The 17,581-nt window shown below is 47.7% G+C and carries 22 protein-coding genes and 1 pseudogene; 9 read left to right on the top strand and 14 right to left on the bottom strand.

The features are described 5' to 3' along the window. Window positions 1-381: 381 nt before the first annotated feature. From Q0546_RS09965 to folD, 14 genes and pseudogenes are all read right to left on the bottom strand, one after another. A complete protein-coding gene (locus tag Q0546_RS09965) occupies window positions 382-1,119 on the bottom strand; it encodes a DNA alkylation repair protein (RefSeq protein ID WP_298792667.1) in 738 nt (245 codons plus the stop codon). Window positions 1,120-1,330: 211 nt separating this feature from the next. Beyond that, entirely contained in the window at window positions 1,331-1,906 is a 576-nt protein-coding gene (locus Q0546_RS09970) for a hypothetical protein (protein WP_298792669.1), read from the bottom strand. Then, window positions 1,896-2,834 (bottom strand): tetratricopeptide repeat protein, encoded by a 939-nt coding sequence (locus Q0546_RS09975; RefSeq protein WP_298792671.1) that lies wholly within the window; start codon window positions 2,832-2,834, stop codon window positions 1,896-1,898. Before Q0546_RS09975 ends, Q0546_RS09970 begins: the two co-directional genes overlap by 11 nt. A gap of 39 nt (window positions 2,835-2,873) precedes the next feature. Then, window positions 2,874-2,999, bottom strand: a pseudogene (locus tag Q0546_RS09980) (SEL1-like repeat protein); the annotation flags it as partial. Between the two features lie 117 nt (window positions 3,000-3,116). Beyond that, the gene (locus Q0546_RS09985) at window positions 3,117-3,314 is read right to left on the bottom strand and encodes a hypothetical protein (RefSeq protein WP_298792673.1); all 198 of its coding nucleotides are present in this window, start codon (window positions 3,312-3,314) and stop codon (window positions 3,117-3,119) included. A 443-nt stretch (window positions 3,315-3,757) separates the two neighbouring features. Continuing rightward, on the bottom strand, window positions 3,758-4,861 hold the full coding sequence (gene ychF, locus Q0546_RS09990) for a redox-regulated ATPase YchF (RefSeq protein ID WP_298792675.1): 1,104 nt from the start codon (window positions 4,859-4,861) through the stop codon (window positions 3,758-3,760). Further along, window positions 4,861-6,312, bottom strand: a complete 1,452-nt coding sequence (locus Q0546_RS09995) for a leucyl aminopeptidase (protein ID WP_298792677.1) — start codon at window positions 6,310-6,312, stop codon at window positions 4,861-4,863. Before Q0546_RS09995 ends, ychF begins: the two co-directional genes overlap by 1 nt. Then, window positions 6,293-6,895 (bottom strand): DedA family protein, encoded by a 603-nt coding sequence (locus Q0546_RS10000; protein WP_298792679.1) that lies wholly within the window; start codon window positions 6,893-6,895, stop codon window positions 6,293-6,295. The genes Q0546_RS09995 and Q0546_RS10000 overlap by 20 nt, the downstream gene beginning before the upstream one ends. Continuing rightward, complete coding sequence (gene apt / locus Q0546_RS10005; RefSeq protein WP_298792681.1) at window positions 6,895-7,443, bottom strand: adenine phosphoribosyltransferase; 549 nt, start codon at window positions 7,441-7,443, stop codon at window positions 6,895-6,897. The genes Q0546_RS10000 and apt overlap by 1 nt, the downstream gene beginning before the upstream one ends. A 20-nt stretch (window positions 7,444-7,463) precedes the next feature. Next, on the bottom strand, window positions 7,464-7,793 hold the full coding sequence (locus tag Q0546_RS10010) for a protein-export membrane protein (RefSeq protein ID WP_002953464.1): 330 nt from the start codon (window positions 7,791-7,793) through the stop codon (window positions 7,464-7,466). Further along, entirely contained in the window at window positions 7,790-8,230 is a 441-nt protein-coding gene (gene rpiB / locus Q0546_RS10015) for a ribose 5-phosphate isomerase B (RefSeq protein WP_298792683.1), read from the bottom strand. The genes Q0546_RS10010 and rpiB overlap by 4 nt, the downstream gene beginning before the upstream one ends. Window positions 8,231-8,340: 110 nt before the next feature. Next, window positions 8,341-8,982 carry a site-2 protease family protein gene (locus Q0546_RS10020; RefSeq protein WP_298792685.1) on the bottom strand — a complete coding sequence of 214 codons (642 nt, stop codon included), beginning with the start codon at window positions 8,980-8,982 and terminating at the stop codon, window positions 8,341-8,343. Next, a complete protein-coding gene (gene lepB, locus Q0546_RS10025) occupies window positions 8,979-9,845 on the bottom strand; it encodes a signal peptidase I (RefSeq protein WP_298792688.1) in 867 nt (288 codons plus the stop codon). Before lepB ends, Q0546_RS10020 begins: the two co-directional genes overlap by 4 nt. 3 nt (window positions 9,846-9,848) lie before the next feature. Continuing rightward, the gene (gene folD, locus Q0546_RS10030) at window positions 9,849-10,700 is read right to left on the bottom strand and encodes a bifunctional methylenetetrahydrofolate dehydrogenase/methenyltetrahydrofolate cyclohydrolase FolD (protein ID WP_122866850.1); all 852 of its coding nucleotides are present in this window, start codon (window positions 10,698-10,700) and stop codon (window positions 9,849-9,851) included. Between the two features lie 82 nt (window positions 10,701-10,782). On the opposite strand from folD, the gene Q0546_RS10035 reads away from it, so the two are divergent. The 9 genes from Q0546_RS10035 to Q0546_RS10075 form a co-directional block, all read left to right on the top strand. Further along, window positions 10,783-11,139 carry a cytochrome c gene (locus Q0546_RS10035; protein ID WP_298085119.1) on the top strand — a complete coding sequence of 119 codons (357 nt, stop codon included), beginning with the start codon at window positions 10,783-10,785 and terminating at the stop codon, window positions 11,137-11,139. Continuing rightward, the gene (gene hemL, locus Q0546_RS10040; RefSeq protein ID WP_298792694.1) at window positions 11,136-12,551 is read left to right on the top strand and encodes a glutamate-1-semialdehyde 2,1-aminomutase; all 1,416 of its coding nucleotides are present in this window, start codon (window positions 11,136-11,138) and stop codon (window positions 12,549-12,551) included. The genes Q0546_RS10035 and hemL overlap by 4 nt, the downstream gene beginning before the upstream one ends. Beyond that, a complete protein-coding gene (locus tag Q0546_RS10045) occupies window positions 12,551-12,829 on the top strand; it encodes an AtpZ/AtpI family protein (protein ID WP_298792696.1) in 279 nt (92 codons plus the stop codon). Before hemL ends, Q0546_RS10045 begins: the two co-directional genes overlap by 1 nt. Then, window positions 12,826-13,584, top strand: coding sequence for a potassium transporter TrkA (locus tag Q0546_RS10050; protein ID WP_298792698.1), 759 nt, complete (start codon window positions 12,826-12,828; stop codon window positions 13,582-13,584). Before Q0546_RS10045 ends, Q0546_RS10050 begins: the two co-directional genes overlap by 4 nt. Next, on the top strand, window positions 13,574-14,770 hold the full coding sequence (locus Q0546_RS10055) for an MFS transporter (RefSeq protein ID WP_298792699.1): 1,197 nt from the start codon (window positions 13,574-13,576) through the stop codon (window positions 14,768-14,770). The genes Q0546_RS10050 and Q0546_RS10055 overlap by 11 nt, the downstream gene beginning before the upstream one ends. 30 nt (window positions 14,771-14,800) lie before the next feature. After that, window positions 14,801-16,489, top strand: a complete 1,689-nt coding sequence (locus tag Q0546_RS10060) for a flagellar hook-length control protein FliK (protein ID WP_298792700.1) — start codon at window positions 14,801-14,803, stop codon at window positions 16,487-16,489. 2 nt (window positions 16,490-16,491) lie between these two features. Continuing rightward, window positions 16,492-16,761 carry a FlhB-like flagellar biosynthesis protein gene (locus Q0546_RS10065; RefSeq protein ID WP_002953476.1) on the top strand — a complete coding sequence of 90 codons (270 nt, stop codon included), beginning with the start codon at window positions 16,492-16,494 and terminating at the stop codon, window positions 16,759-16,761. A gap of 71 nt (window positions 16,762-16,832) precedes the next feature. Then, window positions 16,833-17,021, top strand: a complete 189-nt coding sequence (locus Q0546_RS10070; RefSeq protein WP_298792701.1) for a hypothetical protein — start codon at window positions 16,833-16,835, stop codon at window positions 17,019-17,021. A 267-nt stretch (window positions 17,022-17,288) separates the two neighbouring features. Then, window positions 17,289-17,581: chemotaxis protein CheB (locus tag Q0546_RS10075; RefSeq protein WP_298792702.1), on the top strand; the 293-nt coding region annotated here is incomplete at its 3' end.

The raw sequence follows: 17,581 nt of genomic DNA on the forward strand, positions 1-17,581 counted from the left end.
CCGTTTGCAATTCTTGCGTGCTGGGGGGGGGTATTTTGCTCGGTTTTTGCCTAGGCAAATTTGACTTTTAAATCACGCGATTGCTTGCGGCTTGGGCGTGAGGGCTTAAATTTGACGCTTTGATTTTTGGATTTACTCGGGTGTTTGGCTTTAAATTTGAGCATGGAGGCTTTTAAAATTTGCTTGTCGTTGTGGGTTTGGAGTTAAATTTAATTTCGGGTGGCGGTTGTAAATTTGATCTTTTTTACTGTGGCGACCATCGAGCTCGCCTCAACTTTTTATGCGGCGGGTTGAACTGCTTTTTTGTTTATAAAATTCGTCATAAGTTTATAAAATTTGCATCTCAAATTTAGCCGCCGACTTACGTATCTGTGCAAAAAGCTAAATTTTGATTTTTCTTGTGGCGTGGCGGATTATTTGCTGCGTGTTTTTGTTTTGCGAGCTTTGCCAGCGCACGAGCAGCTCTTTTGCGGCGGTGAAATTTACTTTTAGATAGTCTGCGACATTGTTTGCGACCGAGCGCTGCACGAAGCGCACCTCGTCCTCTTTGAGTATCTCCAGCACCGCAAAAACCGGGCTTGGGTCGCTAATGAAAAGCTCCAGCTTGCTAGCCCACGGCAGCTTTGGTCGCAGGCCCTCGGATGCCAGCCTACGCAGGTGAAAATTTGACGAGCGCGCCCACTGCGTCATGGTTTTGAGCGAGTCTTGCGGATATTTTTTGATAAACGCACGCGCCGCGTACTCGCCAGTGCCGCGCTTTGTGATTTCCTTAATCGCGTTCATCGAGGTTTCAAAGTCGTCTAGGCCGTAAATTTCGACGTATTTTGCCAGCGGCAAAGTCCAGTAAAAGTGCTTAAACATGCCAGTTTCGTTCGGGTTTTCCTCGCCTAAAATCGCAACCAAAATCTCCGCCGTGCGCTTAAAATCCGGTGGCAAAAGTTCATTTAGCGCGTTTGCATGCGCCAAAATCCTTTGGGAATAACTGAGATTGGGCGTGCTCTTTGCGATTTGCCCGCAGTAGCTCTGCGCGTCAAATTTGGGATAAACCGCCTTTATCTTTTGCGATAAAATTTGCGCCAAATTTTCTCCAAAATGTACAGCAAGGCCGCCGTTTTCCATGTTTTTCCTTTGGATAGTTTTGTCTAAGCTGTAATTTACCGCCTAAGACCAGGCGGCGTTAAATTTGCAACCGTTACGCTCGTCAAATTTGACCGCCCGCGCAAGCAAAGCGTCAAATTTGCCGCAGTTTACGGGCTAAATTTTAAAAATTAGCTCGCAAAAAAATGGCGATAAATTTAGCAAAAACTAAAAATAACGCCCGAAAGTAAAATTATTTACACTCGACTTGCGGCATCTGCGCTAAAAATATCGGCATTTTTTGCTTGATTAGCGTGTGAAATTTGCTTCTATCGGCGATATTTAGAAACTTTAGCGCGTAGTGCGTGACTCTAAGGCCGCAGTTAAGGCTCTTGACGTGGATTAGATTGATCTCGTAGTTGTCAAAATCCGGGTTGCCCGCGATCGGATAGTAGATCGTGTAAGCTTGATACTCTTTATCGTTTATAAATTTAAAATCATACTCCGCTTTGCCAAACTGTCCGCTTTTTAGCGCGGTTATAAAGGCCTTTTGGTATTCGTTGATATCGGCGTTTTCATCGACGGTGACGCTTACTAGCTTGGTCCATTTAAAGCCCACTTTTTCGTTTGGTAGATAAAACTCAGCCGTTCTTGCGTTTTTTTGCTTTAAGACGAATTTTTCGCCGTCTATGGCTACTTCGTTTGGTAGATTTACGCTATCTAGCGCGCTTTTTGGCAGCTCTATCTGCGTGGTTCTAGGCTGGGTGCAGCCGCCTAAAAATAGACAAACGGCCGCAACGGCGGCAAATGAAACTTTTTTAAAACTCATGTTTTTCTCCTTTATTAGTTGATTTTTTAAACTCCATGCACTTTTTAGCTAGCCCCGCCTTGCACTCTTTTTCGTGCAGCTTTTGCGCCTTTTGGCGTAGCGCGGCGGCTTGTTTTTTGTCGCTGCGCTCAAGGCGGCGCGCTAGATTTATGCACCCGCGCGCGTCGTCCGCCTCGCAAGCCTCGCTAAAAAGGCTCGCAGCCTCATTGACGTCGGCTTTTACCACTTCGCCTATACCTTTTTCGTAGATCGCGCCTAGATTTGTGCAGGCCGGTTTTAGCCCGTTGTAGCAGGCGATCCCGTAAAAGTTAAAGGCTTTTGCTATATCTTGCGGCACGTCTGATCCCTCAAAATACGCGTCCGCTAGGCTCTCGCAAGCATCCAGCCGCCAAAGTAGGCAGGCTTTTTCAAAAAGCTCGAGTGCGCAAGAAACGTCCTTTTTTACGCTGCGCCCATGAAAAAACATCTCGCCAAGCTCGGCGCAAGAAGCCCCAAAGCCGCCTTCGCAGGCCTTCTCGTGAAATTTGACCGCCTTCTCGCTATCTTGCCGCGCTCCGACGAGCCCCTTTGCGTAGAGCACTCCTAGTACTGCGCAACCGTTTGCTACGCCTCTGCTGCACGACTCTTTGCCTAGCTCGTAGGCCGCCTCAAACTGTCCGCTTTGATACTGCGCCCAGCCGCCGTATAGCTCGTCCAGACGCTCGCTGCCGCTGCATTTGTAGGCATTTACGGCGCAGGCCTTGTCGTAGTAGGATCTAGCGGCCTTGATATCCTGTGCAAAACCCGCCTCGCAGTCCTCGTAAAGCCTACCCAAAGCCTCGCACGCTTCGTAAATTTTACCATCGCACGCAAGCGAGTAAAATTTGAGCGCGTTTTTCGAGTTTTTCGCGGCTTTGTCGTTTTTGCCCTCCCGGCCGTCCGCGTACATGCCGCCTAGATAGTAGCAAACTACCGCGTATCCGCGCTCGCAGGCTTTTACGTAGAGGTCTAGCGCCTTGCTTTCATCCGACGCGACACCGAGGCCCGCTTCGTAAATTTGAGCTAGATTATAGCAGCTTAAACCAAATCCTTTTTCGCAGGCTCGCTCAAAAATCGCGGCGGCTTTGGCGTGTTCGCCGCTGTTTTGGTATAGCGAGGCTAGGCTATCGCAGCCTGATAGTTTGCCAGCGTCGCAGGCTTTTTCATAAAATTTGCCGGCTTTTACGTCGTCTTACTTCACGCCTTTGCCGCTATGGTATAAAAACCCAAGCCTTACGCAGCCGCGCGTCTCGCCTGCTTCGCACGCTTTTTGCCAAATTTGAGCTACCCTTTGCTCATCGCCCGCGTCGTAGGCCGTTTGGCCTTCGCTCGTCAAATTTGCGAGAGCGAAATTTAGCGCAAAAAATAGCAGTAAGACTAGTTTTATCATCGCGCTCCTTTGTTAAATTTTACTAGTTTTGTTGTTTAAATTTGACCTATTTTGCCTCTTTGTATGCCACAGTCCTGTTTGTATCGGATGGGTAGGTTGTTGCGTCTTGTGTTGCCGACGATATACTAAAACTGCGCGACATTGGCATTCTTTAAAATTATTTGGGTGTGGAGTAATTTTGGCGCGGTTACGCAAACGACTATGATCTTTTTCAATTTTTTCCTTAAATTTAGCGCGAGTCAAATTTGAGCGGCAAAACCGCTCTGAGCTAAATTTAACCGCGTTTTTAAAGACTAAAATTTAGGGCGTAGTGTCGGCACGAAAAGGCGTCAAATTTATTTTGCTCACATTTGGGCTCGTTAGCCGCGCGGCATAAAACAGAGGCGGTCAAATTTAGCCAAAAACCGCTCGGCTATAAAGCCAAATTTGACCGATTTTGCGCCTTAGACGTTAAATCTAAAATGCATCACGTCGCCGTCTTGAACGACGTAGTCCTTGCCCTCTAGGCGCATTTTGCCCGCCTCTTTGGCCGGGTTTTCGCCGCCGCATGCGATGTAGTCCTCATAGCCGATAACCTCGGCTCTGATAAACCCTCGCTCAAAGTCGTTGTGGATGACGCTGGCGGCTTTTGGCGCTTTCCAGCCTTTTACGATCGTCCATGCGCGCACCTCGACGACGCCCGCAGTAAAATAGCTGATCAAATTTAGCTTCGCAAACGCCGTTTTGATGATCTTTTCCAGACCGCTTTCGTTCGTGCCGAGCGAACTTAAAAACTCGTGCGCCTCTTCGTCGCTAAGGCCTACTAGCTCCTCTTCGATCTTGGCGCAAAGCTTGATGACTTCGTGTCCCGAGCGCGCGGCAAACTCGCGAAGCGCCTGCACGTATTTATTATCCTCCGAGATGCCGTCCTCACCCACATTTGCGCCGTAGATGACCTCTTTTGCGCTGAGTAGCCTTAGTTCTTTGTTTAAATTTATAAACGCTTCCTCGTCCTTGCCGCCGAAGCTGCTCGCGCTTTTGCCGTCGTTTAGGTGAGCTAGCAGCGCGTTTGCCGTCTCTAGCGCCTCTTTTGCGCCCTTTGCGTTTGCTTTGGCTTCGCGGGATAGACGTTCTATTTTTTTGTTTAGCTGCTCGATGTCGGCGAGGATGAGCTCGGTCTCGATGATCTCGACGTCCCTGACGGGATCGACGCCGCCTTCTACGTGAGTGATGTTTTCATCCTCAAAGCAGCGCACGATGTGTAAAATCACTTCGGTTTCGCGGATATTTGAGAGAAATTTATTTCCCAGCCCTTCGCCCGCGCTCGCACCCTTTACGAGCCCTGCGATATCGACAAATTCGATCGTGGAGTACTGGATTTTATTTGGATTTACGATTTTGGCTAGCTCGCCTAGGCGCTTATCGGGCACCGGCACGACGGCTTTGTTTGGCTCGATCGTGCAGAATGGATAGTTTGCGCTCTCGGCGTTTTGCGCTTTCGTTAGCGCGTTAAATGTGGTTGATTTGCCGACGTTTGGCAAGCCTACGATACCTACTGCTAGTCCCATTACAGCTCCTTTGCCATAGCGCATAGATAATAAATATTCATTCGCACGCCCGCTCCCGTCGCGCCCGCTTGGTTATATCCCCAGGCTTTTTCGGTGTAAGCCGGGCCTGCGATATCTTGATGTATCCACTTGTCTTTAAATTCGTCTTTTATAAATTTATCTAGGAAAAGTCCCGCCGTGATCGCGCCGCCGTAACGACTGGATCCCGTGTTGCTGACGTCTGCGATCTGACTTTTGATTAGCTCGCGTAAGTGCGGGTTAAACTCCAAAATCGTATTTAGCTCGCCGCTCTTTGCCGCTTTTGCTTTAAATTCCGCTTTTAGCTCCTCGTTGTTGCCCATTATGCCGCTTGTGTATTCGCCAAGGCCCACCACGCAAGCGCCAGTTAGCGTCGCCATGTCGATTAGCACGTCTGGTTTAAAATCCTGCGCGTAGCTAAGGCAGTCGGCAAGTACTAAACGGCCCTCGGCGTCGGTGTTGCGCACCTCGATGCTAACGCCGCTGCGAGATATCAGCACGTCGTCTGGTTTATAGGCGTTGCCGCCGATCATATTTTCGGTCGCGCCTAAAATAGCGTGAATTTCAAACGGCAAATTTAGCTCCGCCGCGCCTTTAATTATACCCATTGCCGCAGCCGCGCCGCTTTTGTCGGCTTTCATCGTTAGCATATAATCAGCCGGCTTTAGGCTAAGTCCGCCGCTATCGTACGTTAGCCCTTTGCCGACGAAGATTACGCGTTTTTTTGCGCCTTTTGGCTTGTAGATAAGGTGGATGAGGCGAGGCGGATGGATGCTGGCTCTGTTTACCGCTAAAAATGCGTTCATCTTTTCTTTTTCGAGGAATTTTTCGTCGTAAATTTTGCAGCTTAAATTTGGGTAGTTTTTGGCTAGATTTTGCGCCTCTTCGGCCATTTTTTGCGGAGTGTAGATTTCAGGTATTTCGTTTACGATATCTTTGGTAAAATTTGTCGCAGAGGCGATTATCTCGCCGTGAGTAAAGCCGTCCTTTGCGTCGTTTTCGCGGACGTCCTTGTCGTTATACTCCTCAGAGCTAAAAATAATATCTTTTAGCGCGTATTTTTCTTTTTTTTCTTTGTATTTGTTAAATTCGTAAGCGCCCAGCAAAAAGCCCTCGGTTAGAGCTTGAAAGCTCATTTTTTGGTAACCTGCGACGTATGAGGCTAGCTTTAGGCTTTTGATGTTTAGCGATTTTACGGCGTTATAGGCCTTTGCCGCAGCTATGCGAAGCTCGTCATAGCCAAGCTTATTTAGCGGGACGTAAACCCTGCCGCTTTCAAGTAAAAGCAAGACGCTCTCGCCCTTGTAGTTGGCAAATTTAAACGCCTTTTCGTCTTTTATAAATTTATGTTTTAGGTTTTTATCTACGACGAAAATTAGCTCCAAATCAGCCTTGATTTCGTTTAGTTTTTTATTAGTGAGTTGAAACTGCACTTCTGTGTCTCCTATCGTTTAAAATTTTATTTTCTATGCGCCTAAAGCCGTAGAGCAAAATGCCCAAAAATAGCGCCACTACCGGCACGGCGACGTACCAGTGCTCTTTTGCTTTGTGCAGTATGTCAAGTATGTGCTCGCCTAAAACCCATGCGGGGATTATCGTGATCGCAGCCCAGCACCACGCGCTTATTAGATTGATGAGCGCGTATTTTTTCGCACTGTATCCGGTTAAGCCTATGGTCATCGGTATGATGACGCGAAAGCCGTACATATAGCGCTGAATAAAAATGATCGGCCAGCCGTATTTTTTTAGCATTATGTGCGCGATGGCGAATTTACGGCGCTGCGTGTGAAGTTTTTTAGCGATATATTTTTTGTTGTAGCGGCCTAGATAAAAGTAAATTTGATCCCCGACAAAGCCGCCCAGACCTGCTACGAAGATGGCCGGCGCGATATGCATATGCGTTTGATGAGAGAGGATTCCCGCCATTATGAGCGCCATTTCGCCTTCCATTATGCACCAGACGAAAAGTATGATGTAGCCGTACTCGATGAGTAGTTTTGTAAAAAATTCTTCCATCATAGCTCCAAAATGCTGTAAATTTTAGTTAGCGAGCGTAAATTTGCGCTACCGCCAAGATCCTTTAAATCAATCAAAAAGCAGGCCTCTACGCAAACGGCGTTTGTTTGATTGATTAGCTCGACGCTAGCCTTGGCCGTGCCTCCCGTAGCGATTAGATCGTCGATTAAAAGCACTTTTGCGCCCGCTTTTTCGCCGAATGCGTCAAAGTGAATTTGCACCTCATCCACGCCGTATTCTAGGCTATATTTTTGCGAGATCGTGATGTAGGGTAGTTTTTTAGGCTTTCTAATCGGCACGAAAGGCAGTTGCAGCCTAGCTGCCAAGGCCGCTGCGAATATAAATCCGCGCGACTCGATGCCGGCTATAAAATCGATATCGGCGTCCTCGTATCTGGCAACTAGATGATCCATTAAAAAATTAAACGCCTCTTTATTATTCAGTAGCGTCGTGATATCGCGAAATACTATGCCAGGTTTTGGAAAATCGTTTATGCAGCGGATAGAATTTAATAAAAACTCCTTCCCCGCTTTGTCTAGTTCTTTCATTTTTTGCCTTTAAATTTGATTTATAGTAGCGCTTCGATTTTGCCCTCTAGTTCGCGGATACGCTGGCGGAGTTTGTCGTTTTCTAGGCGGTACTGCGAGTTTCTGGTGCGAAGGGCGTTGGCATCGTTTTTGACTTTATTGAGTTCGTCTGTGAGGATGTCGATGTTGCCAAGACCGCGCTGTAGCTGGACTTGCAGCTTGCGGATGACGACTTCGGTATCTTGGAGATTGTTTTTCATAAAATCGCGCGTCGCGCGCTCTTTTTTAAGCAAGGTTTTAAAATAAAACACCATAACAGTGAGATAGATACAAATGCATATCAAAACGGTAAGTACGAGCCAATCAGTCATTTCTCGCCTCCTAGCTTTTTCACGCGTCTTTCGTGCCTGCCGCCGGCAAATTCGGTAGCGAAAAAGGCTTTTATCATATCTGCCGCAACCGCGTCGCCGATCGTTCTAGCGCCCATGGCTAGTACGTTTGCGTCGTTGTGCTCGCGCGCTAGTTTTGCCGTTGTGACGTCGTGACAAAGCGCGCAGCGAACGTGCGAATGGCGGTTGGCCGCGATACTGATGCCGATACCCGTGCCGCAGATTAGCACGCCGTATTCGTTCTCGCCGCGTAAATTTTGCGCCATAAGCTCGGCGAAATCTGGATAATCGACGCTATCTTTGCTATGCGTTCCTAGATCGCATACGTCAAAACCTTCGTTTTTTAAAAGCCCGCAAATTTGCGCCTTAAGATCAAAGCCCGCGTGGTCGCTCGCGATAAAAATTTTGTCTATTTTCATGAAATTTCCATAAGCTAAAAAATGCTTAATTATAGCAAAAAAGCATTAAAGTAAAATTTCGCCGCGAGCCTTTAGAAGCGAAATTCGGGCTAAATTTTAAAATTTACCGTTTACAAAAACATCCTCATGATCGCCACGGCATATCGTATCGGCTCGAAAAAATAATCCTTTAGCGGCGAGATCACGATGATAACTAGCGCGATAAAGCCGTATCTTTGCATGCTATTTAGCCAGTTTGCCGCGCCGTGAAGCCCAAAAATGCGTAAAAGATACTCAAGCGCCTTTGAGCCATCAAGAGGCGGGATGGGATAGAGGTTAAAGAGGGCTAGGACTAAATTTACGGCTGCAAGCATAAATACAAACTCCGCTACCGCGCCGTCAAAACCTATAAATTTAAATAGGCAAAACGCTAGCGCAAAAAGAGCAAGGTTGTATGCGATACCCGCAAGCGCGACGATGATAGCGGCCTTGTAGCCGCCGTTATAAAGCACCGTGCGTAAATTTATGGGTACGGGTTTAGCCCAGCCAAACGTCACTCCCGTGCTAAGGTACATGAGTGCCGGCACGACGATAGTACCTAGCGGATCGACGTGTTTTATGGGATTTATGCTTAACCGCCCCAAATTTTTGGCGGTCAAGTCGCCGAATTTAAACGCCGCATATCCGTGCGCGATCTCGTGCCCGACGACGGAGATAACGAGCACGGCGACTAGGATCGCAACCTGTGCAAAGTCGATGCTGTCAAGGTTCATTCGATCTTGTTTCCGTCGTTTTTAGCTTCGGCTCTGGCGGCGTCTAGCAGCTCAGGCGAGTTTTGTATAAAGTCCACGCTCTTGCCGACTCTGTTCCATCTGATTTTGTATTCATCATCCCAGCTAAAATATACAAACCAAGGCTTGCCGACTATGTTTTTGTAGGCCACTGGCCCCCAAAAGCGGCTGTCGTTCGAGTGGTCGCGGTTATCGCCGATCATGAAAAACTCGCCCTCTGGAACCTGAAAATAAAACGCGTTAAACGGATAGTTGCCTATGCTTGGCAGCTCGTTTACGATAACGGGTTGCATGGCAAATTTGCTCGCGTTTAGGTAGTTTACGGCCAGTTCAAATAAATTTACCCTCTCGTCGTAGTGTATGCCGCCGAATTTATATGGCTCGCGTACGAAAAGCTTGCCGCCAAATTTAACTATATCTTTTTCGTCGAAATTTGCCTTTATAAACTCCTCGCCCTCGTGCGGATGCAAAAATAGCGCCTTTTCCGTAAATATCACTTCATCGCCGCCGACTGCGAAATTTCGCTTGACGTAGTGGATCTTTTCGTCGTGCGGATAGCGGAAAACTACGATATCGCCGCGCTCGGGCTTTGCGCCCTCGATGAGGTGGCCGTTACCGTTAAAATCAGGCAAAACTTTGACCTCTATCCACGGAATGCGCGGAGTCGAGATGCCGTAGCTAAATTTTTTAACAAAAAGATGATCGCCGACTAAGAGCGTGTCCTTCATCGATCCGGACGGTATCACGAAAGCCTGCGCGACAAAGAAAATCACGAGCAAGACGATGATGACCGTGCCCGTCCAGCTGTTTGAAAAATCTAAAAATTTATTAAACGCTTTTTTCAAAATTTATGCCTTTTTCGCGCGGTTTTTGGCTGATTTTATGGTGTTTGACAGTAGCATCGCGATGGTCATCGGCCCTACGCCTCCGGGAACTGGCGTTATAAACGAGCATTTCGGCGCTACTTCGTCAAATTTGACGTCGCCTTTTAGCTTGCCGTCGTCCATGCGGTTTATGCCTACGTCGATCACGACTGCGCCGTCTTTTACCATATCAGCCGTTACGAAATCCGCCCTACCGATAGCGGCCACTAGGATGTCGGCGTCCGCGCAAATTTCTTTTAAATTTCGCGTTTTGCTATGTGTCACGGTTACGGTCGCGTTGGCGTTTAGCAGTAGATTTGCCATCGGTTTGCCCACGATGTTGCTACGTCCGATCACGACGGCGTTTTTGCCCTCTAAATTTATATCGTAGGCTTTAAAAATTTCCATTATGCCTAGCGGCGTGCACGGTACGAACCCGTCTAGCCCGCTAGCTAGTTTGCCGACGTTTATCGCGGCAAAGCCGTCCACGTCTTTTTCGGGGCTAATGGTTTCTAAAATTTTATTCGTATCTATATGCTTTGGTAGCGGTAGCTGAACCAGGATACCGTCGATGCCGTCGTCTAAATTTAACACGTCTATTAGCGCGATTAGCTCGCTTTGCGTCGTAGACTCTGGCAAGCGGTGCATTACACTTTTTATCTCGCATGCTATGCAGGCTTTTTCTTTTGCCGCGACGTAGGTTTGGCTGGCTTTATCCTCGCCGACCAGTATTACCGCAAGCGCCGGCTCTATGCCTTGATTTTTCAAATTTAACGCTTCGTTTTTTACTCTTTCTTTTACCTGCGCGCTTACGTTTTTGCCGTCTAATATCGTCATTTTCGTCCTTTATTACTTTTTAATCGCAAAGATTGTATGATAGCTAATTTTAGATTAAATTTACGAAAAAGCGAAAGAATTTATGAAAATTTGGCTGATTTTTTGGTTGCTTTGCGGCGCGGCGTTTGCGAGCGATTTTATCACGAAAAACGAATACGCAAAGATGCTCTATCAAAACCCGCGCGGCATCGGCTGCGACAAGTGTCACGGCAAGGGCGGCGAGGGCTCACTCATATCAAAATATAGACATTTCGATAAAAAAACCAAGCAGGTCATCGACGACGAGCTAAGAGCGCCTCGGATAAACAATCTTGATTTTGAGACGTTTAAAGAGGGTGTACTAAGTGCTAGAAGCGTGATGCCTAGCTACTTTCTTACCGACGAAGAGATAAATTTGCTTTACGAATACGTTATAAATTTCAACAAGGATAAAAAATGACGAACAAAGAAGCTTTCGGGCTAGCTAAAAAATATATCCCGGGCGGCGTGGATTCGCCCGTTCGCGCGTTTGGCAGCGTAGGTGGCGAGCCGTTTGTGGTGGACCGCGGCGAGGGCGCATATCTGGTCGATATCGAGGGAAACCGCTATCTAGACTTCATCCAGAGCTGGGGACCGCTCATCTTTGGGCACTGCGATCCCGACATCGAGAGTGCGGTGATAGCGACGGCTAAAAAGGGACTAAGCTTCGGCGCTCCGTCAAATTTGGAAACGAAGCTTGCTAAACTAATCTGCGACGAATTTAAAAACGTCGAAAAGGTGCGTTTTGTAAGCTCGGGCACAGAGGCCACGATGAGTGCTATCCGCGTAGCGCGCGGCTTTAGCGGTAAGGACGGGCTGATAAAATTTGAAGGCTGCTATCACGGGCACAGCGACGCGCTTTTGGTAAAAGCAGGCAGCGGCGCGACGACCTACGGCAATGCTTCCAGCGGCGGGGGGCCGGCAGACGTGGTGAAAAATACCTATCTAGCGCGCTATAACGATATAGCTAGCGTGCGAGCGATATTTGAGGCAAATCCAGGCAAAATCGGCGCGCTAATCATCGAGCCGATCGCGGGAAATATGGGTCTAGTGCCTGCCGATAACGAGTTTTTGAGCGAGCTTAGATGCCTTTGCGACGAAAACGGCGCGGTGCTTATTTTTGACGAGGTTATGAGTGGATTTCGCGCGAGCAGGCACGGATCGTTAGAATTTAACGGTATCGAGGCCGATCTAGTGACGTTCGGTAAAGTGATCGGCGGCGGTTGCCCGGCAGCTGCGTTTGGTGGAAAGGCTGCGATCATGGACTGCCTAAGTCCCGAAGGCGCCGTATATCAGGCCGGTACGCTAAGCGGCAATCCCGTAGCTATGGCTGCCGGCATCGCAAGCCTGAGTAAAATTTTCGCCGATCATGATCTTTATGACCGCCTAAATAAGCTAGCCGTACTGTTCACTCATGGGCTAAAAAGCGTCGCCACGAAGCACGGCATCGCTCTGCAAACAACGGTGCGAGGCTCGATGTTTGGCTTTTTCTTTACCGCAAGCGAGGTTAAAAACTATGACGATGCGTTAAAAAGCGACGTCAAACTTTACGCCAAATTTCACGCCAAAATGCTTGAAAAAGGCGTCTATCTAGCGCCTAGCCAGTTTGAGACGGGCTTTATCTGCGACGCGATGAGCGAGGAGGATATCAAATTTGCCATTAAAGCCGCAGACGAGAGCTTTGCCGAGATAGTCGCGCAAGACGCGAGCGAAAACGAAGAAATGCGCGAGGTAAAAGCAAGGATCGCCGATCTAGAAGAGCGTCTAAAAGAGGCCAGAAAAGAGCGCGAAGCGATACAAGAGCGCATGAAAAACAGTTGGGGATTTGCCTAATGGCGAAGATAAATTTAGGCGACGTCATAAAAGGCGCCGAGCAGCTAAGTCTGGGCGTTTCTATCGTCGTAGCGCTTGCTATCGGGGCCGGGTTTGGCTACTGGATGATGAAGGAAACCGGCTGGACGTGGACGCTGTTTGCGGGCATTGCAGTCGGTATCGCCGCAGCCGGCCTAAACATCAAAAAGGCCTACGATGCGCAGATAAAAAGTCTCGACGAACTAAAAGATAAAGGTAAATTTAAACCCGCGAAAGACGATGACGAGGACGATGAGTGAATTTTAAGCTCCTTGCCGTTTACGGCGCGTTTGAGGCTTTGCTTTTGCTGGGCTCGGCGGTATTTGGCCGCGCGTGGTTTTACAGCTCGCAGGTCGCGTTTGCAGGCTCGCTTTTGGTACTGGCCGCGACCTTTAGAGCCTACAAAAAACGCGTAGAAAACGGTGTGCGAGACTATGATGCCTGCTCGGATGACGACATAGACGAGTGGGGCGAAAATCACGAGGAGTTTCCCGATCGCCCCACTGAGGCTAAATTTGACGGGCATGACTCGCACCGCGAAGATGCTAAACGCTTGGATGCGTCAAATTTAGAGGACTACGCAAAAACGGACGCGAATTTTGACCAAGCGGCGGAGTTAAATTTAAGCGGCGAAAACGTGCTGGTTAAATTTGACGCGGCAACAGGACAAAACAAAGCCGCGCAGGGCAAATTTGACGAGCAAAATTTAAGCGGCACAAGCCAAAATAGCGGGTCAAATTTGAGCGCGGCAAGCGAGTCAAATTTGAGCGAATCAAATCAAGATAGCGAAGCCAAGCCATCAAAAAAGCAAAATTTTGCGCGTAATTTAAAGCAAAATTCGTCCAACTATTTTACCGCATTCGTGCCGTTTCGGCTGATCGCGTATGCGGTTTTGGTCGTCGGATTTTTAGCGCTAAAAAGGCACGGCAACCTCGATATCGCAGCGTTTTTGATCGCGCTTGCGGCGATGCCTGCGGGCGCTTTGATATATGGAGTAAAAAGCAATGAGAAATAGCTCGATAATAACGATCAGATCGATGTTTGCACTATTTGTGGGGATGGCGTTTTTGTTTGTTGGAAACGGCCTCATCATCAGCTCTGCCGGCGTCGAGCTAAAAAAAATGGGCGCAGGCGAGCTAGAGACGGGATTTGTTATCGCGGTATTTTTCGTTGGAGCTATGGCGGCTACGATATTTTCGCATAAAATCGTCTCAAAAGTCGGTCACATAAGGAGCTTTGGGATATTTGCGTCGCTTTTTGGCATCGCGGCGATGTTTCACGATCTTAGCCAAAACCTCTACTTTTGGGCGTTTTTGCGCGGATGTTTAGGATTTTGCTACTACTCGATCTTGATGATAATCGAAAGCTGGCTCAACGCGCGTGCCAGAAACGAAGTGCGCTCGCGAGTACTGGCCTTTTACGAGATCACGTTTTACGTATGTTTTGGGCTGGGCATCCTCGTGCTATCGCTAAATTTATCCACTTCTCACGTACTTTTGCTTAGCGCGGCGTTTATTTTGTTTTCGAGTATTCCTTTAAATTTGATCCGTATCAAAGAGCCGCCGATCCCCGAAAAAAAGAGCGTCTCGATCCCGAGAGTATTTGCGCTCGTGCCTTTGGCGCTCATCACCAGCATCGTCGCCGGCATCCTTATAAACGGCTTTTTTACGATGGCTAGCGTTTATATCCTGCTGCAAGGATACGGTGCGAGAGAGGTTTCGTTTTTTATGACCGTCGCGATGGCGGGCGGCTTTATCGCCCACTCTCTAATCGGCGGTTTTTCGGATAAATTCGGCCGCCGTCCCGCGATAATGTGCTGCGCGGGCGTGTCGCTGTGTGCGGCTATTTGTTTTTTGGCGCTTAAGCCCTCTATCTACGCGCAGTACGTTTTGTCGTTTTTTCTAGGCTCGGGCGCTTTTTGCCTCTACGCGTTATCGCTTGCTCGTGCCAACGACGTTTTAAAGCACAAAAACCAAGGCATCGAAGTAGGGCGCGCCGTACTTTTTAGTTACTCTTTCGGCTCGCTTCTTTCGTCCGTGATAATGGGCGCTAGCATGCAAATTTTAGGCTTTGACGGCTTTATGTGGGTTTACGTGGCGTTGCTTGCGTTTCTTATCGCGTTTTGCCTCACGCAAAAGACCGTTCCGCTTGAAAGCAGAAGCGACTTTGAACATAGTCCGGGCACGATGGCAAATAGCTAATGAAAATCTCAAATTTGACGATATAGCCGTATGGAATCAGTAAGTAACTCAGTAAGTTCGCAAATCGCGACCCAGGCCGCAGTCAGCGGCGCTCTGCCTAAAACGGGCGGCGCAAACGCCGGACAAACGGGGCAGGCAGGCGAAACTAAAAATCTTTTTAAAAATCAGCCAGCACCCTCGCAAAATTTGGACTCCGAGGCCGCGGATAACGCCGTAAAGGATCTAGATAAACTCGTAAATAAGCTTTTAAACGAGCTAAAATCAAGCCCGACTCAGGCCAAAGAGCTAGCCGCTCAGGCAAAAAATCTACAGCTCTCGCCAAATCTCGCAAAAGATATGAAAAGCCTCGTCGCACTTGCCGAAAACGAGCCTGATCTAAAGGAATTTGCACTCAAGCTAAAAGAGTTTTTAAAGCCCGTTGCCGATCTAAAAAACGCGCCGCTAAACGAGCAGATAAAAAGCTCTGGCATCATGCTGGAGGCAAATTTAAAAGACGCACTAAACGGCAAATTTAACCTACCCAGCGCGATAAATAAGCTGTTTGGCGACATAAAAAATCTCTCGAATCATCAGCTTTTGGAGCAAATTTCAGCCTTGGCTAAGGATGATAGCCTAAGCACGAACGAGAGCTTTGCGAGGCTTGATCAAATTTTACAAAACGCTAAAACCGCTGCCAAAGATACTCTGGCTAGCTCACCTTTTAAACAGCTTTTTGAGACCTCTGACAAGCTAGAAAACGCAGCTAAATTTATGGATAAGCAAGCAAACGCCATGAGCGGAAACGGACTAAGCCTAAACGAAAAAACTCTAAACGCCGAGCTAAACAAAGTCTCGCAGCTGCTGGCAAACGCGGGCGAAAAAATGCAAAATTTAAACAGCGAAAAGCTAGGTCAAAACAGGGGTTTTGCTTTAAATTTCGCCGAGCTAAAAAGCGCGATAAAAGATCTAACGGACGAGCTTGGCGCGCTTGCGGCCTCGCAGGATAAATTTAACGATTTTGCGCAAAAAATCGTCCGAGACGGCGCGGAAGGAAGCGAGGGTGCAACGCTGCAAGATAAGCTGCAAAATGCGGCTAGAAAGTTAAATTTCGCCCTGCAAATCGCAGATAAAGCGGGCTTTGAAGCAAAAAATAACCTCGATGAAGTCGGCAAGCTAATCAAGCAGCAAAATATCGCTCGCGGCGAGCTTAGCGCAGTGACTCCAAAAAGCGCCGAAGAGACGGCAAAGGTGTTACAAAACGACGTAAAAAGCGCGCTTTTAAACATGCAGTCAAAGTCTCCGGACGCTAGCCCCGTAAAAGACGCTGCCTCAAAACTACTAGCTCAAATCGAGATGCATCAACTAGCCTCCGCGGTCGCGGGCGGCGTGCAGACCTATCTGCCATACGTCTGGGAGGGCGTAGAGGGCGGAAATATCAGGTTTAAGCAAGGCAAAAAGCAAAAACACTACGCGCAAATTGACCTAAATTTTCAAAATTTCGGCCAAATCAACATCATGGTGGCGCTCAGCGAAAACAAATACATCGACCTTGCGATCGCGACGCAAAAAGAGGAGTTTAAGGATCTGATTTTAAGCGGCGCAAAGGAGCTAAAAAGGGCTATCGGCGAGCAGGGGCTGATAGTGTCGAATTTTAGCCTAAAAACTATGCCTAAACTGCGTCTTAGCGGCATTTACGGCGGTCTGGATAAGCTTGATATGGGCTTTGATAAAAAGGCGTAAATTTGGCGAAAGTGCAAAAAACTAAAAAAGCCGTGGCTCTTGGCTACAACCGTCAAAAGGATAATGCCCCAAAAGTGCTGGCGACTGGTTCTGGCGAAGTGGCGAAAAATATCATAAACCTAGCCAAATCCCACGATATCCCGATCAAAGAGGATGCCGATCTGGTCGAGGTTCTAAGTAAGGTAGATCTAAACGAGGAAGTCCCGCCAAATCTCTATAAAGCGGTCGCGGAAATCTTTAGCTTTTTATATCAAATGACGAATAAAAAATAGGACGTTTGTCGTAAAAGCAAGGCGAGAGCAGGCCGTTTTCAAGCGAAATTTGAGTGCGAACGGAAATTTAAATGAAAAAGACGGTTGGAATAATGCTAATTTTAGCCTTGCCTTTGTTGATCTTATTATCGGCTCTAGTTTTTGCTAGCGGTAATGCGTCAAAAGTCGCAAACTACCCAAAACACGCGCTAGAAAAAGCGGTAACGCACGATAAAAAAGAATCTCATCCAAAAAAGATAAAACCGTCAATCATAAAGTAAAATTTGACGGAAATCTCGCGGCCAAACGCTGTAAATAAATGCGTCAAATTTAAGCATAAATGCCGCGTTTAAAACCACTAATCTTGTCGCAAAAATTTGACGATTTTCGCACCGTTTAGACAACCTCTAAAATCTCACTCAAATTTGACCACAGCGTTTAGTTAGCGTAAAATTATTTGCATTATTTTATGTATTCTGCCTTATAGCTAAATTTAATATAAATAAAGATACAATAGCCGTAAAATTAACTCAAAAAACGGAATAAATTTGAAACAAAAATTGGTCTTAGTCGGCGCCTCGACGGGCGGTCCGGGACATTTAAAAAGGCTTTTTAAGGGGCTTGATCTAAACGGAGCTAGCGTTGTTATCGCGCAGCATATGAGCCTGGCTTTTATCCCGAGTTTTATCTCGCAGTTTGACAAGGAGTGCGCGGCGGAGGTAGTTATGCTGGGCGCGCCTGTGCAGCTAAAAAGCGCGATATATATCTGCGAGAAAAACTCCGAGATAATCTCCGCTAGCCCCCTAATGGCGGGCATGTGTTCACCCATGAAAGAGACCAC

This window comes from uncultured Campylobacter sp., assembly GCF_937997465.1.
GTDB lineage: Bacteria > Campylobacterota > Campylobacteria > Campylobacterales > Campylobacteraceae > Campylobacter_A.

What these genes read in the sequence shown, in the direction of transcription:
- Q0546_RS09965 (WP_298792667.1), bottom strand. Translation starts at nt 1,119, where the DNA reads ATGGAAAACGGCGGCCTTGCTGTACATTTTGGAGAAAATTTGGCGCAA.
- Q0546_RS09970 (WP_298792669.1), bottom strand. Translation starts at nt 1,906, where the DNA reads ATGAGTTTTAAAAAAGTTTCATTTGCCGCCGTTGCGGCCGTTTGTCTA.
- Q0546_RS09975 (WP_298792671.1), bottom strand. Translation starts at nt 2,834, where the DNA reads ATGTACGCGGACGGCCGGGAGGGCAAAAACGACAAAGCCGCGAAAAAC.
- Q0546_RS09985 (WP_298792673.1), bottom strand. Translation starts at nt 3,314, where the DNA reads ATGATAAAACTAGTCTTACTGCTATTTTTTGCGCTAAATTTCGCTCTC.
- ychF (WP_298792675.1), bottom strand. Translation starts at nt 4,861, where the DNA reads ATGGGACTAGCAGTAGGTATCGTAGGCTTGCCAAACGTCGGCAAATCA.
- Q0546_RS10000 (WP_298792679.1), bottom strand. Translation starts at nt 6,895, where the DNA reads ATGGAAGAATTTTTTACAAAACTACTCATCGAGTACGGCTACATCATA.
- apt (WP_298792681.1), bottom strand. Translation starts at nt 7,443, where the DNA reads ATGAAAGAACTAGACAAAGCGGGGAAGGAGTTTTTATTAAATTCTATC.
- Q0546_RS10010 (WP_002953464.1), bottom strand. Translation starts at nt 7,793, where the DNA reads ATGACTGATTGGCTCGTACTTACCGTTTTGATATGCATTTGTATCTAT.
- rpiB (WP_298792683.1), bottom strand. Translation starts at nt 8,230, where the DNA reads ATGAAAATAGACAAAATTTTTATCGCGAGCGACCACGCGGGCTTTGAT.
- Q0546_RS10020 (WP_298792685.1), bottom strand. Translation starts at nt 8,982, where the DNA reads ATGAACCTTGACAGCATCGACTTTGCACAGGTTGCGATCCTAGTCGCC.
- folD (WP_122866850.1), bottom strand. Translation starts at nt 10,700, where the DNA reads ATGACGATATTAGACGGCAAAAACGTAAGCGCGCAGGTAAAAGAAAGA.
- Q0546_RS10035 (WP_298085119.1), top strand. Translation starts at nt 10,783, where the DNA reads ATGAAAATTTGGCTGATTTTTTGGTTGCTTTGCGGCGCGGCGTTTGCG.
- hemL (WP_298792694.1), top strand. Translation starts at nt 11,136, where the DNA reads ATGACGAACAAAGAAGCTTTCGGGCTAGCTAAAAAATATATCCCGGGC.
- Q0546_RS10045 (WP_298792696.1), top strand. Translation starts at nt 12,551, where the DNA reads ATGGCGAAGATAAATTTAGGCGACGTCATAAAAGGCGCCGAGCAGCTA.
- Q0546_RS10055 (WP_298792699.1), top strand. Translation starts at nt 13,574, where the DNA reads ATGAGAAATAGCTCGATAATAACGATCAGATCGATGTTTGCACTATTT.
- Q0546_RS10060 (WP_298792700.1), top strand. Translation starts at nt 14,801, where the DNA reads ATGGAATCAGTAAGTAACTCAGTAAGTTCGCAAATCGCGACCCAGGCC.
- Q0546_RS10070 (WP_298792701.1), top strand. Translation starts at nt 16,833, where the DNA reads ATGAAAAAGACGGTTGGAATAATGCTAATTTTAGCCTTGCCTTTGTTG.